The sequence below is a fragment of the Olivibacter sitiensis DSM 17696 genome (genome assembly GCF_000427965.1).
In the GTDB taxonomy this organism is placed as follows: domain Bacteria; phylum Bacteroidota; class Bacteroidia; order Sphingobacteriales; family Sphingobacteriaceae; genus Olivibacter; species Olivibacter sitiensis.
In genome coordinates this window covers 56451-71349 of sequence record NZ_ATZA01000006.1, presented here as the reverse complement: position 1 = coordinate 71349, position 14899 = coordinate 56451, and the positions used below count along the sequence as shown (strand labels likewise).

General features: G+C 46.9%; 10 protein-coding genes. 8 read left to right on the top strand and 2 right to left on the bottom strand.

Features of this window, described 5'->3' with window-relative positions:
* Positions 1 to 15 precede the first annotated feature (15 nt).
* From A37S_RS0105040 to A37S_RS0105010, 6 genes are all read left to right on the top strand, one after another.
* Positions 16 to 978, top strand: a complete 963-nt coding sequence (locus A37S_RS0105040; RefSeq protein ID WP_028296030.1) for an NAD-dependent epimerase/dehydratase family protein — start codon at positions 16 to 18, stop codon at positions 976 to 978.
* A gap of 76 nt (positions 979 to 1054) precedes the next feature.
* A complete protein-coding gene (kbl, locus tag A37S_RS0105035; protein WP_028296029.1) occupies positions 1055 to 2242 on the top strand; it encodes a glycine C-acetyltransferase in 1188 nt (395 codons plus the stop codon).
* Between the two features lie 142 nt (positions 2243 to 2384).
* Positions 2385 to 3560, top strand: coding sequence for a Pycsar system effector family protein (locus tag A37S_RS0105025; RefSeq protein ID WP_036601340.1), 1176 nt, complete (start codon positions 2385 to 2387; stop codon positions 3558 to 3560).
* A gap of 13 nt (positions 3561 to 3573) precedes the next feature.
* Positions 3574 to 4467, top strand: a complete 894-nt coding sequence (locus tag A37S_RS0105020; protein WP_028296027.1) for an SdiA-regulated domain-containing protein — start codon at positions 3574 to 3576, stop codon at positions 4465 to 4467.
* Position 4468: 1 nt separating this feature from the next.
* Entirely contained in the window at positions 4469 to 8071 is a 3603-nt protein-coding gene (locus A37S_RS0105015; protein ID WP_051292741.1) for a BamA/TamA family outer membrane protein, read from the top strand.
* An 11-nt stretch (positions 8072 to 8082) separates the two neighbouring features.
* The gene (locus A37S_RS0105010) at positions 8083 to 10413 is read left to right on the top strand and encodes a hypothetical protein (protein ID WP_028296025.1); all 2331 of its coding nucleotides are present in this window, start codon (positions 8083 to 8085) and stop codon (positions 10411 to 10413) included.
* Positions 10414 to 10422: 9 nt separating this feature from the next.
* Here the strand turns inward: A37S_RS0105010 and A37S_RS23690 are convergent, their stop codons facing one another.
* Positions 10423 to 11280 (bottom strand): phosphatase PAP2 family protein, encoded by an 858-nt coding sequence (locus A37S_RS23690; RefSeq protein ID WP_051292740.1) that lies wholly within the window; start codon positions 11278 to 11280, stop codon positions 10423 to 10425.
* A gap of 238 nt (positions 11281 to 11518) precedes the next feature.
* On the opposite strand from A37S_RS23690, the gene A37S_RS0105000 reads away from it, so the two are divergent.
* Positions 11519 to 12820, top strand: coding sequence for a DEAD/DEAH box helicase (locus A37S_RS0105000; RefSeq protein WP_028296024.1), 1302 nt, complete (start codon positions 11519 to 11521; stop codon positions 12818 to 12820).
* A 14-nt stretch (positions 12821 to 12834) separates the two neighbouring features.
* Entirely contained in the window at positions 12835 to 13071 is a 237-nt protein-coding gene (locus A37S_RS0104995; RefSeq protein WP_028296023.1) for a DUF1456 family protein, read from the top strand.
* On the opposite strand, the gene A37S_RS0104990 is transcribed toward A37S_RS0104995, so the two are convergent.
* Complete coding sequence (locus tag A37S_RS0104990; RefSeq protein WP_028296022.1) at positions 13051 to 14889, bottom strand: UbiD family decarboxylase; 1839 nt, start codon at positions 14887 to 14889, stop codon at positions 13051 to 13053. The two genes, A37S_RS0104995 and A37S_RS0104990, sit on opposite strands and share 21 nt — an antisense overlap.
* Positions 14890 to 14899: the final 10 nt, after the last annotated feature.

The window sequence follows — 14899 nt, the reverse complement described above, 5'->3', positions numbered from 1 at the left end:
CACAATATACTCACCATGAGAACAGAAAATATTTTGGTTATCGGTGCCAACGGGCAAATCGGATCTGCCCTAACAGGATATCTTTCCAATATCTACGGAGCAGACCATATCATCGCCTCCGATCTTAGACCAAAAGAAAATCACGACGGCGTTTTTGAAGTACTGGACGTCACGGATGCCAAAAGGCTGGATGAACTCGTAAAAAAACACCATGTCACCCAGATATATCACCTGGCTGCCATTCTATCTGCCAGAGGGGAGGCCGATCCATTGAACACTTGGCAACTCAACACGCAAACCTATTTCAATGTATTGGAAGTAGCGCGCGCCAACGGTATCAAAAAGATTTTTTTTCCAAGCTCCATTGCCGTATTTGGCGATCATGTAGACAGGAATTTAGCACCCCAACATGCAGTGCTCTATCCCACCACCGTATACGGTATCAGCAAGGCCGCGTCAGAGAACTGGAGCAATTACTATTACAAACGCTACGGCATGGATATCCGCTCCGTTCGCTACCCGGGCATCATCAGTTACCAAAGTTTGCCAGGAGGCGGCACTACGGATTATGCGGTAGATATTTTCCACAAGGCGGTTAAGGGCGAAACGTTTACCTGCTTCTTGTCAGAAGACACCTATCTGCCCATGATTTACATGGATGATGCCTTGCGGGGAACCGTGGAGCTCATGGAAGCACCTGCCGATAACCTAAGCATACGCACTTCGTACAATCTTTCCGGCATCAGCTTCTCCCCTTCCGAGCTCACAGCCTCTATCAGGAAATGGCATCCAGATTTTGAAATCATCTACCAACCCGATTTCAGGCAGTCGATTGCGGATTCTTGGCCCAAGGCTATTGACGGCAGCACAGCAAAACAAGATTGGGGTTGGCAACCACGATTTGACATAGATGCCATGACTAAAGAAATGCTGGAGAAGCTAGGCGAGAAATACCGCAGGAGTATTTTAGAAATATAGACCTTAGATTAAAATGCATATCGCATATCGCATATCGCATATCGCATATCGCATATCTTATAATTAATTTTCAACCATGTACAATATCAAAGAACAACTTCAACAAGAACTGGAAGAAATAAAAGAAGCAGGGCTTTATAAAAGCGAACGTATTATCACTACGCCCCAAGCTGCCACCATCAATACCACGGCTGGCAAGGAAGTCCTTAATTTCTGCGCAAATAATTACCTTGGACTATCTTCCCATCCAGAGGTCATCAAGGCCGGCATTGAAGCCATAGAAACACACGGATTTGGCATGTCGTCGGTACGCTTCATCTGCGGCACCCAAGACATTCACAAAGAGCTGGAGAGAAAAACCGCCGAATTTCTCGGCATGGAAGACTGCATTTTATACGCCGCTGCATTTGATGCCAATGGCGGTGTTTTCGAACCCCTGTTTGGTGCCGACGATGCTATCATATCCGATGAGCTCAATCACGCCTCCATCATAGATGGCGTGCGCCTATGTAAGGCCAAGCGCTTTCGTTACAAAAACAACGACATGGCCGACCTGGAAGAGCAATTGAAGGCAGCCAAAGGTAGCCGCAGAGTGATTATCGTCACAGACGGTGTGTTTTCCATGGACGGCACCATTGCCCAGCTGGACAAAATATGTGATTTGGCCGAGCAATATGGTGCCCTGGTGATGGTGGATGAAAGCCATGCCACGGGCTTCGTCGGCAGGACCGGACGCGGCTCACAGGAGTATTGCAATGTCATAGGCCGTATAGATATCATTACTGGCACCTATGGCAAGGCATTGGGTGGCGCTTCTGGTGGCTTCACGGCAGCCAAAAAGGAAATCGTGGAAATATTGCGCCAGCGTTCAAGGCCTTACCTGTTTTCCAACACCGTGGCACCGGCCATCGTGGGAGCTTCCATCAGGGTCTTGGATCTGCTGAGTAGTTCCACCGCCCTGCGCGACAAACTGGAAGAAAACACCACCTATTTCCGCGAGCAAATGACGGCCGCAGGATTTGACATCGTCCCAGGTGTGCACCCCATAGTACCCATCATGCTCTATGATGCCAAATTGGCACAGGAATTTGCAGCCAAGTTATTGGATGAGGGCATTTACGTTATCGGTTTCTTCTATCCCGTAGTACCCAAGGACAAGGCCCGCATCCGAGTGCAGATTTCTGCTGGGCACGAGCGCCAGCACCTCGACAAGGCGATTGCCGCCTTTACCAAAGTAGGCCGCGAACTAGGTGCCATTCAATAGTACCGCTTTAGCAATGAAAAAGGCATATAGAACGAACAACGTTTGTTTTGTATGCCTTTTTTTGTCTTTTCTTCCTTTTCTGGGGCGTCCCCTGCAACTACTAGCATAGATATTCTCTATCTTTGTTATTTGCAGCATCAACATGATAGTAGAATACAGTCAGCTCATTGATCAGGCATCCGCCTGGGTTAAGGATTTTGTGCAGAACCACCCATCGCCGACCTTGGTTTACCACAACCAAGAGCATACCTTGGATGTAGTAAAAACCGTTCAACAAATTGCCGCTCACTACCCACTCAACGAGCGGGAATTGGCCATTGTAACTCTTGCCGCACAATTCCATGATATTGGTTACTTCAATGGCTATAAGGAAAACCACGAACTGAGGAGCGCGCAGCTTGCGGAAGATTTTTTAAAGCAACATACCGACGACAATGAATTAACAGAAGCGGTAAAAGGATGCATCCTCTCCACAAAAATGCCCCAGAGCCCCAGAAATCTCTTAGAAGAGATCGTCTGCGACGCAGACCTATTTCACTTGGGCTGTGATGATTTCCCAAGTAAGAACAAGCTTATGCGCAAGGAGGCAGAACTCAACCTCGATGGCGCACTGGACAAATCCCAATGGAGAAAGCATACTATTGCTTTGTTGGAAACACATCACTACCATACAGACTATTGCCAACATTTGTTGAATGAAAAGAAAGCGCAAAACCTAGCCAACCTAAAGAAAAAAGCCCTTATAGAGTCCCTAGACGAGGAGAAGAAAAAGAAAAACGAAGATCTGAAAAGACCAGACAGGGGCATAGAGACCATGTTCAGGACCACGTCGACAAACAATCAGCGCTTGAGTGATATGGCAGACAACAAGGCCAATATACTCATCACGGTCAATTCCATCATCCTTTCTGCCGTTATCTCCTTGTTGCTCCGTCATTTGGACGACAGCGACAACCTGACCATCCCTACCTTTTTGCTTTTGGGCATTTGCCTTACTACTATAGTCATTGCCATATTGGCCACTAGGCCCAAAATCCCATCTGGGGAATTTACCGCAGAAGAAGTGAAAAACAAAAGTGTCAACCTGCTTTTTTTTGGCAATTTCTACAAAATGCCTTTTGACAAGTACACAGCAGGTATGCAACAAGTGATGGAAGACCGCGAATTCCTATACGGCACACTTACCAAGGACGTTTACTCCCAGGGAGTAGTATTGGGTAGAAAATACCGCTTGCTGCGTCTGGCCTATAGCATATTCATGTTTGGCCTCATCGCGGCGATTTTAGCTTATGTTGTAGCCATTATCATGAACGATTAACTCTTAACAGACGATGACCTTACGCTCCTTTTTTAGAGAAACAGGCATATTCATAAGTAGATACGGCTTAGCTGTATGCCTTTTAACAGGCATGGAGGCTTGCGCACAAAAGAAACACGAGCCATACGACAGCCCGGAGGTATTTGATCTAAACCGGCCAACTACTTCGATACAGCTTCACAAAAAGCTAAGGGAGGTATCGGGCATATGCTTCTACCCTCAAAAAGACGACACTTTATATGCCCAACAGGATGAAGACGGCATTCTCTTTTCTATTGACCCGATAAGCAAGGGAACTCGGGAAGCCAAATTCGGAAAAAAGGGCGATTACGAAGACCTTACTATTTGCAAGGACAATTTTATAGTGCTTCGCAGCGACGGCACCCTATTCTCTTTTCCCTTTGCATCAAAGAATTCCCAGGAAATCACCGAGGTAAAGACATGGAAGAACCTATTGCCCAAAGGTGAGTATGAAAGTATCGCAACCGATCCAGCAACTCATCTGATATACACCCTTTGCAAAACCTGCAGCGCCGATAGGAAGGCAAAACAGACATCGGGGCATATCTTTCAGATGACAGACGACAATCAGCTCGTATCCTCAGGCAGTTTTGCTGTCGACAATGATCACCCTATGCTAAAAAATGCCTTGAAAGGCAAAGTGCTAAGACCCTCAGCCTTGGCAAAAAACAGCCATACCAATGAATGGTACATCCTTTCATCCATAGACAAACTGCTGGTAGTTACCGACAAAAACTGGAATATAAAGGCCCTCTACAAATTAGATTCCAATCTCTTCCCGCAACCAGAAGGCATTGCCTTCGACAGTAAAGGCAACCTCTACATCAGCAATGAAGCTTATGGAAAGAACAAGACGGGTACCATTTTAAAATTTGACTTACGGTAGCATGAAGCAATGTCGTCCCATATGGTTTTACGTAACACTTTTGTTCATTGGCATTTTTAGCTGCCCAGCCATCTTATTGGCCCAAACGGCTATCAAGCACCGAGCAATTTTCATCGGGCCAACGGGAGGTGATACGGCATTGCAAGAGAAGATCATATCGAAAGTCGAAGATATGCTCATAGCCAAAAGCAGCACTGTTTTTTATTTAGGCAGCCAAAAGGTAACAGAAAAAAAACAAGGATATCAGGCATTAAGTCGGCTTTTCAAACCATTTGAGAACAAAGAGACATCCGTCTTCATGCTAAGCGGCGAGAGAGATTGGGGAAACCAACCCAGTTGGCACGAATTGCAAACGCTGGAAGATTATCTAAAAGCCAATGCAGATAGCACATGGGTACACTTGATTCCAAAGAATGGCTGTCCAGACCCACAACTTTTCCAGCTTGATAGCAACTTGGTGGCCCTGTCGTTCGATAGCAATTGGCTTATCCAACCGACGGATATGAACAATGACGACGACGATTGCGACTGCGACACCAAGCAGGACGTCTTGGACAAAATCGAGGAACTGCTCTATCTCAACAGAAAGAAGACCATCTTGTTGGTCACTCACCATCCCGTTGCCTCGTATGGGCACCGTGGCGGCTATTACACATGGAAAGATCATCTTTTTCCACTGACCAACCTCAATAAAAACCTCTATATTCCGCTCCCAATTATTGGCTCTTTATATCCCCTTGGTCGATCCACCCTATTTTCCAGCGAACAAGATTTGCGCCAACCCCAATATAGCAGATGGATTGATGCCATGGAAGACATCATGGATCAACAGCACAACATCTACCTTTTCTCCAGTCACGAAAAGGGACAACAACTCATACAAACAGAAGACGGCAATATCCAAAGCATCACAGGAGCAAACAAATCTGCCAATTTGCTGCGCGGAAAGCGCGCCGTCTATAGTTCGGGGCGGCCAGGTTTCGTCGTTTATGACTACCTAGAGGACCAAAGCACACGGATCACGTTCTACTCCTTTCTCTCCAAAGAAAACGAATTCGTAAAAAGCTATGCCTATCACAATCCTTATACGCCAGACACCATTCAAGATACCATCCAAAATCTTTATGCCGATGTGGATAGCGTACTAACCGTCGCCAATGAAGCGTACGATAAAGTTGGCAAAACGCACCGGAAATTGTTCGGAGAAAACTATCGGAAAGAATGGGCACAAGCTACCACGGTCCCCATCATTCGGGCATCGCAATTTGCCGGTGGTCTCAGCCCCATTAAAAGAGGAGGGGGCATGCAAACCAAATCCTTGCGATTGGAAGACAAAACGGGCAAGCAATGGGTGATGCGGAGCGTCAACAAAAGTACAGACGCGTTGCTCCCAGATGAGCTCCTGCACACCTTTGCCCAAAACTTTTTAGATGATGCCAACAGTGCCCAGCATCCCTACGCAGCACTCATGGTGCCGCCTTTGGCCGATGCCGTAGAAGTGCCGCATACCAACCCCATCATTGGTATAGTGGCGCCAGATCCTGCCCTTGGCGGCTATAATGCTGTTTTTTCCAATATGCTCTGCCTGGTGGAAGAACGAGAGCCTCTGGGCAAGTCGGACAATACCGTAAAAATGCTCAAGAAGCTTCACAATGATAACGACGACGTCTATAAAGCGAAGAATTTCCTCCGCGCAAGGATGCTCGACCTATTAATTGGCGACTGGGATAGGCACGAGGATCAATGGAGGTGGAAAGACACCAATGAGAAAGGCGACAAAGATTATCTAGGTGTACCAAGAGACCGAGACCAAGCCTTCCGCATGACTGACGGCTTTTTCCCAAAAATAGTATCCCAGCCTTGGATATTGCCTACCATGCAAGCATTTGACTCCCAAATCAAAAGTCCCAAATACTCGCTCATCAAATCCGATTTCCTAAACGCACACTACAAAAGTCAATTTTCGCACCAAGAGTGGATGGACTTAGCTCGGGAATTTGTATCCGATATGACAGACAGCGTGCTCCACGAAAGCGTGATGAGACTGCCAAAAGCCATCTACGAATTGAGGTACGAGGAACTGTTCCAAAAACTAAAGGAAAGACGGGACAATATCCCACAGGCCATGGACAACTACTATCGATTCATCCACGAAATAGTCGATATCCGCTTGAGCAACAAACATGAACTAGTTCATATCACGGATGGCGACAGTGGTTCAGTAAAGTTAGTAGTCCGAAAAATAAACAAGGCCGATGAAGTAAAGAGAAAGTTGATGGACGCTACTTATTCACCCACCTTGACCAAGGAAATACGCATCTATCTGTCCAACGGTGACGATAGTGTTTTCGTAGATATCAAGCATTCTCCCATCAAGATCAGAATTGTCGGTGGCACAGGAAATAAGCAGTTTCAAGTGGAAAACGCAAACAAACCAATCAGGGTTTACGACAAGCCGAACACAACCAGCTACATTGGGCGAACAGAAAAACTGAAAATCCGAAGTTCTTCTGACACCTTGAACACACGCTATGTAGAAACTAATCTCTACAATGTATGGTATCCATTAGCCACATTGGGCTACAATGCAGACGATGGCCTCCTCATAGGTGGTGGATTTAGATACAGCCAGCAAAAAGGGTTTAGGAAGATACCTTTTACACACACGCAACAGCTCACCGTGGCAGGTTCCCTCAGAAATGGTGCTTTCCGGATCAATTACCTTGGCCATTGGAAAGACGCCATCGGGCGAGCGGACTTCTTGCTTAAAGCTAGCGCACTAGCCCCCAACACGCAGAACTTTTTCGGTTTGGGAAGCGCTTCCGAATACAACAAGGATTTTCCCATGAGCTATTACCGTGCCCGTTTCCATCTATACGATTTGACGCCATCCTTCCTTTGGGAGATGCGGGATAAAACCAGCTTGACACTGGGCCCTACCCTACAATATTATCATTTTTCACCCAGCCAAAACGCCGGTAGGCTGATCACGCAGCCGCAGGCACTCTATACGTACGATAGCCTTACGGTGAGCAAGAACAAGGCCTTTGCCGGCCTTGTGGCCGATTTCGTGAAAGACAAAAGGGACAACACACTCATCCCCACCTCAGGGGGATATATACACACCAACGTAAGTGCCTATACCGGATTGAACGCGTATTCTAAATCTTATGTCAAGATTAGCGCCGACCTCGCACTCTTTGTGCCCATTCTAAGAAATTCTATTACTTTTGCCAATCGTATAGGCGGGGCGGCTATCCTTGGCAAGGAAACCTTCTATCAATCCCTTTTCCTAGGTGGCCATGGCAACCTCTGGGGCTATAGGCAATTTCGATTTGCTGGAGAGCAATTGTTTTACAACAATGCGGAGGCAAGGATGAGATTGGCAGATATAGGCAGTTATTTACTGCCGGGACAACTGGGCATCACGGCCTTTTACGACGTGGGCAAGGTGTGGAGCAGCGATCGCGATGACGAAAAAATGAAGCATGCCTTAGGTGGCGGCCTGTATTATGCTCCTGCAAAGATTGCCGTGATACAAGTGGTGGCGGGCCGTTCGCAAGAAGGGTGGTATCCCTACCTAACCATGGGATTCCGCTTCTAAGAATTTGAACTATGGAGACGAAACTGTTACAGCTATTCCCTCAGGAGAATGGTTTGGAAAACGGGCCTGAAATACGCCTTTCCATTCGCCCCTTTTTGAAAAGGCTGGAGGAGTTGCGTTCAAGCAGCTCAGCAAGCAAACAAAAAATATTCGATTTTATACTCGATAGATTCCGAAAGGCCGAAGAGCGATTTGGGCCATTGAGCATAGATAATGTTGACAAGTTCAAGGAAGAGTTTTCCTATGCTTCCAATCTTTTTATTTCTCCACTGCAAGACGAAAGCAAAACTTTTTGGGCTTTGGCATTCCCTATTTATCCCAATATATTCTTTGGCACGGAAACCTTTTACGCTCGCATCAATACCGAACTGACCAATCAGGAGGGAACAGACTATCTCAAAAAGAAAGAAGCCAAGGTATTGCCTCAAATGTACTCCCTGATATTGGAACGGCTCTATGGGATTCCAGCCATCGAATTTGAGAACTTTATCTATTCGTGTCCCGACGACTGCACATCATTGCCCTTATTTTTTGAAGTAAAGATAGATAACACATTTGTCGAAGTTTCCCCAAATGGAGACTTGCCACCCTTGAATTTCAAACAAATCAGGCAGAACAATCTTCAAGAAGTGGATTGGCGGCAGCTGCAAGAATTGCTACCCATAGAAAAGTTCAGGTTTGAGGGCTTTTCCATCATCAGTCTGGTCGACGTAGGTGTTGAGCATACCGTGGAGACCATCAAGGATCTCATCCTGGACAGCCATTCGTCTACGGATACGCGAGACTACCATGAGATGGAAAACGCTCTGCACATCCTCAGTGGGCGAAAAGAACTACACATCAAGCTTTTGCCATTGTTAAAAATCAATGGAAGTCCCATTTACGACCAAGAACTTGTAGCAGGCAGCGTCATCTTCGACAAGCTTCCTCTCGGCTTGGGAGCACAACAGGGGCATGAATTAATCAACAGGTATCTACAGACGCCTGTCAATATCTTACATGAAGTTGAGGGCTTAAATACCGAGCCAATGCCTTTACTAAAGGTCAACTTGCCCAACTTGGATATCAAATCATACGTTTGTGTCCCTCTCTACCATTACAAGCAAGTAGTGGGATTGCTGGAAATATACAGTATGGACGACTATATAGACCGTTCCCAACTTGCTCGATTCAGACCTGTTTTATCGCTATTGGCGCAATTCCTATATGACAAGACACAGCTTTTCAACAATCAGATAGAAAGCATCATCAAGGAAAAATTCACGTCCCTAAAACCCGCAGTAGAATGGAAATTCATGGAGGAAGCATGGAACTACCTCAAACAATCTAGAATAGAAGGAGCCAAACCCACCATTCGCCCTATCCTTTTCAAGGATGTCTACCCTTTATATGGCGCCATTGATATCCGCAACTCTACCATAGAACGCAATGCCGCCTATATTAACGACCTCAGGCTTCAATTGGAACTGCTCATAGAGACGCTTCACAAGCTAAACGACTTGTTAAATATTGCCATCATTGATGAGATAACATACAACTGTGAGATTTGGTTGCAACAATTGGCCACAGAGCCGATAGACAACATCAGGCATAGGCTGAAGCACTTCATCGAGGTGGAGACCCAGCGAAGTCTGGATGTATTCAAAACCATCATTCCAAAGGCAGGAGAAATCATAGCCCATTACGAAAAAGAGACACACCCTGAAACGGGGGCTTGCTTTGCACAAAGGCGGGCATTGGAGTCATCCATAGAAATGGTCAATGCCGCCATCAATGGCTATCTGGATCTCTTCAACAACGAGGTGCAGCAATCCTATCCTTGCTATTTTGAAAAGTTCAGGACAGATGGTGTTGAATACGATATTTACATAGGCCAGTCCATATGCCCCAATAAGCATTTCGATCACCTCTACCTAAAAAACATCAGGCTATGGCAATTGAGCGCTATGGCTGCCATAACCAAACTGACTAGCAAGATCGTCCCGAATATGCCTCGTGCATTGGAAACCACCCAACTGATCTTTGTCAACTCGTCAGCCATAGATATCAGTTTCCGTATGGACGAAAGGCGCTTTGATGTAGAGGGGGCGTACAACATACGGTATCAAATTGTGAAAAAGCGGATTGACAAAATCCGACTGAAAGATTCGGAAGAAAGACTGACGCAACCTGATAAAATCGCCATCGTATTCCTAAACGAAGAGGACATGAACGAATACGGATCATATATATCCTATCTTCAAGGGAAAAAGATACTGAAAGATGATCTCGAAAAAGTAGAACTCGAAGAGTTACAAGGAATAAGCGGACTCAAGGCCTTAAGGGTTGGCGTGGAGTTGTAGACACGTCCGTTAAAATGTTCCCCTCAAGGCAATTCCTTGCAAGGCTGGGCTCAACTGCCAGGTAATCGGGTTTTTCTTTTTACCAAAGATGTGATCTTGATGGTTTGAATCCATCCTATTGATAACAGCTCTCGTACAAAAATAGGAAATAGCCGTACCAAAAACCATATCAGACATCCAGTGCGCATCCGTATGCAATCTGCCTACAAAGGTGGTGGCTCCTGTTGCATACAATAAGCCTTTCAGCCAAGGATTGTGGGCACGATGGCCAAGCACCAAGGCACTCACCATGGCTATCTGTATGTGCCCGGAAGGGAAAGAGTGGTAAGCTGGAGACTCGGAAAAAGGATCAAACGCCCAAGGTCCTACTTCCGTACCGGGCCTTGCCCTACCCACGGCTGTTTTCATCAAGGTCTGTAGGGCACCGCTGGTCAGATAGGCAGCACCCAATATCAGCCCTGTTTCCTTTGCCCACTCGTTCTTGAAGATTACCCCAGTGAGGTAGAAGCCACCCGTCATGATAAATGCAGCATACGGCTTGCCATAATGGAATCCAACACGCTCTATACCGTTCCATACCCTGCCCTCCTGATCCCGCATCAGGGAGCGAACAGGTTTATCCAACAGGGTAGACAATGCCGTGCCGGCCACCACGCCGCCTACGTTCACCCAATCTTTACCCTTCCAATGCACAGGAGATATAACGGTATGCGCCACGCCGTCTACGAACCGAGCCGCATCAACCAAACCACCCTGTGGATAGACCTTGTTGCTATCAGTTTGCAAGGTGTCGGAAGATTGCGACCATGAATGGGGAATATTGAACAACAAGAAGAACACAAACAAGGGTATTATATAGTATTTCATCACGGGTCGGTAAATTCAAATTGTCGCAAATATAAACATAAGTGCAAAACTCCTATCATAAGCCACCAAAATCCATACATCACACAGGCTATCTCAATGGCACAATGGTGTTCTTGGTCTTTCGACGCAATTAAATTGCCAGCCTCTAAAAATGACTTTCAATAACAGATAAATAATCTAAAAATTATCCAGCCCCATCGTTTTACCTTATCTTTGACGCTTAATCCATATGCAGCACATGATAAAGCAAGCTCTTGAAAATCTGAAAATCAATGCCCTTAACGACATGCAGCAGTCGGCTATCGATGCTGCCGAAAAAAACGACATCATCCTGCTTTCGCCAACGGGCTCTGGCAAAACATTGGGTTTCCTTCTGCCACTGCTGCACTTGCTTGATCCAAGCGTACCGACCGTTCAGGCCATGATACTGGTACCTTCGAGAGAGCTTGCCCTTCAAATAGAGCAGGTATTCAGAAGCATGGGCAGTGGTTTCAAGGTCAATTGTTGCTATGGAGGCCATCCGTTGAAGATTGAGATGAACAACCTATCGCAGCCGCCAGCGGTCCTGATCGGTACACCGGGCCGCATTGCTCACCACCTACGTCGCGGAAGCTTTGACACGTCTACGATCAACATCTTAATATTGGACGAATTTGACAAGGCGCTCGAATTTGGTTTTCAGGAGGACATGGCCTATATCATCAGGCAGCTGCCCCACATCAAAAAACGCATGCTCACATCGGCCACCCAAATGGATGAGATCCCTGCCTTTACAGGCATCTCCAAGCCCATAATACTGGATTATTTGACGCATACCGCATCGATACCCAACCTGAAACAAAAGGCGGTAATCGCTAGGGCTGCCGATAAACTGGATGCGCTGTTTGCCCTGATCTGCAAAATAAGCGACAAGCCTACACTGGTTTTTTGCAATCACCGCGAAGCAGTAGAACGCATCAGTGACCTCCTGTGGGACAGAAACCTGGCACATGATATTTTTCACGGGGGTATGGAGCAGGACGATCGCGAACGGGCATTGCTTAAGTTCCGAAACGGCAGCCACAGGATACTGATTACGACCGACCTAGCTTCTCGCGGCCTGGACATCCCGGAAATCGAGCATGTCGTGCACTACCAGCTCCCCCATACCGAAGAGGCCTTCTTGCATCGCAATGGGCGTACCGCGAGGATGCACGCCGAGGGCACCTCTTACCTATTTCTGGAACCGGACAAGAAACCAGAATACCTGAACGAACTACCGGAAATAGAGGAGCTAACAGAAAGGCCTACTTTGCCTGCACCGTCGCCGTGGACTACCCTTTATATTGCGGCAGGTAAAAAAGAAAAAATAAACAAGGTGGACATTGTGGGGCTATTGCTGAAAAAGGGCGGATTGGCCAAGGAAGAGTTGGGGCTTATAGAGGTCTTGGATCACTCATCCTATGCAGCCGTTCAACGCGATAAGGTGGAATCAATCCTGCATGCATTGAAGAACGAAAAAATAAAGGGCAAGAAAATCAAAATTGAAGTTTCCAGATAACAAAACACCATACCATGAGCAATAATGATATCATGAAAAAGCTACGGGTAGCTTTAAAGTTAACGGATGACGATATCGTAAAGATATTGGCATTAGTTGATTTTCGGGTAACTAAAACGGAACTGAGCGCCATCTTCCGCAAAGAAGACCACCCCAACTTCAAACCCTGTGGCGACCAGATACTCCGCAATTTCCTGAACGGATTGATCATTTACAAGAGGGGACCAAAATCAGACAAGACCGTAAAGTGATTTTCCTTTTGTCCCCAGAAGATCTACTTTGCGCTCTACCTCGATAGGCATCTCCAAAGGGGGCGCATGGTGGGGCTTTATTCTGGCATCAATAATAACAGGGCCACGACAGCCCCAATGCTTGAACTCCGTAAAGCTATCTATGCCATAGATGTCATGCGAGGGATTGCTCCTGGTAAAGGCAACCCAAACCAAGTTGTTCTCGTTTTCCGCAGCAAATGCGGCATCATCAGCCACGATGATGAGCCCTATGCCAAAAAAATCTACACCGGCAGCGGCCTTTGAAAACGCCTCCATATGCGCCTGCTCCGTAACATAATCGACAAAAGCGCTACCCTCCACGACCAATATGCCCGGCATGGCCAATTTGAAACGATCAAAAGGCCGTGGCAAGGCAAAACCAGCTGGCAATTCCGTCCACAGATCGCGCACCTTATCTCCTGCAGCAGCAAAGACAACCTTAGAACCCGCATTGAGTCCATCGCCACTGTAGTCCAGGGTATCAATAGTCGTCTTGGTATGGAAATGCAAATCCCTAGTAGGGTCGAAACGCTCGAAAATGTGCCTGAAAAAGGCAGGAATATCATGGATATCCAAACTCGGATTATCCTCATAGGCCGATATAAAGAGGTATTTGGCAAGACTGAGCTGGTTCTTACCCAAGATCTGATTGGCTATAGTTAGTATTTCCTGTGGTCTCTGTGTCTTCAGATAAGGTGTGTACCTTTCCGATCCAATGGCAAAGAGCAAGGGATGTACCCCCGCGGCATCCACGGCATGTACGGCATGCACGCCATTGATTTCCTTGGGCATGGCCTTGCCCGTTATCTCGTGAATCAAAGCGCCAAAACTGGTATCCTCTTGCGGTGGCCTGCCCACTACGGTGAACGACCAAATAGGGTTTTTGCGATGATATACCCGATGGACCTTCATCAAGGGAAATGGATGCACCAGGCTGTAGTAGCCAATGTGATCGCCGAAGGGTCCCTCGGGTTTGTTATCTTCGGGGTACACCGTGCCTGTTATCACAAAATCGGCGTCCGCAGAAACGGCAAATCCCTCATCGTCATAAAAATAGCGGAAGCGCCTATTGCCCAACGCGCCGGCAAAGGTCATCTCCGAAAGCCCTTCGGGCAAGGGCATCACGGCAGAAAGTGGATGCGAAGGTGGGCCACCAACGAAAATACTCACCTTGAGCGGCTTTCCCAAGGCATTGGCTTTGCCCTGATGTATGCCTATCCCCCGGTGTAATTGATAATGAAGCCCCACCTCCTTGTCTTGCGCATATTCATTTCCCGAGAGCTGAATGCGATACATACCCAAATTAGCGTTCATGATACCGGGCTTGGTCACATCTTCGGTGTACACCTGAGGCATGGTGACAAATGGCCCTCCATCCATGGGCCAATTGACGATCTGGGGTAAATCACTGATTTTGGCTCTGCCGAAATGGATAGGCGCAGATTTTCCTACCTTCATGGGAAGCGCCGATAAGGCTTGCATGGAAGCGCCGGCATACTTAAAGGGGTTTTTAAGCGCCTGCATGGGATCCATCTTCACGTCGACCAGCATCTTTACCTGATCGAGCGAATCGCGAAACATGAATTTAGCCCGATCCAAGGTACCGAAAAGGTTGGAAACAGCGGGAAACTTACTCCCTTTGATATTTTCGAACAGCAGTGCAGGTCCTTGTTGAGCATACACCCGAAGATGAATAGCTGCCATTTCCAAATAAGGATCTACCTCTTCCTTCACGCGCACCAAATGCCCATGTTTTTCCAAATCGGCCACGCATTCGGCCAAGCTTTTATATCCCATGAGGGCGTAA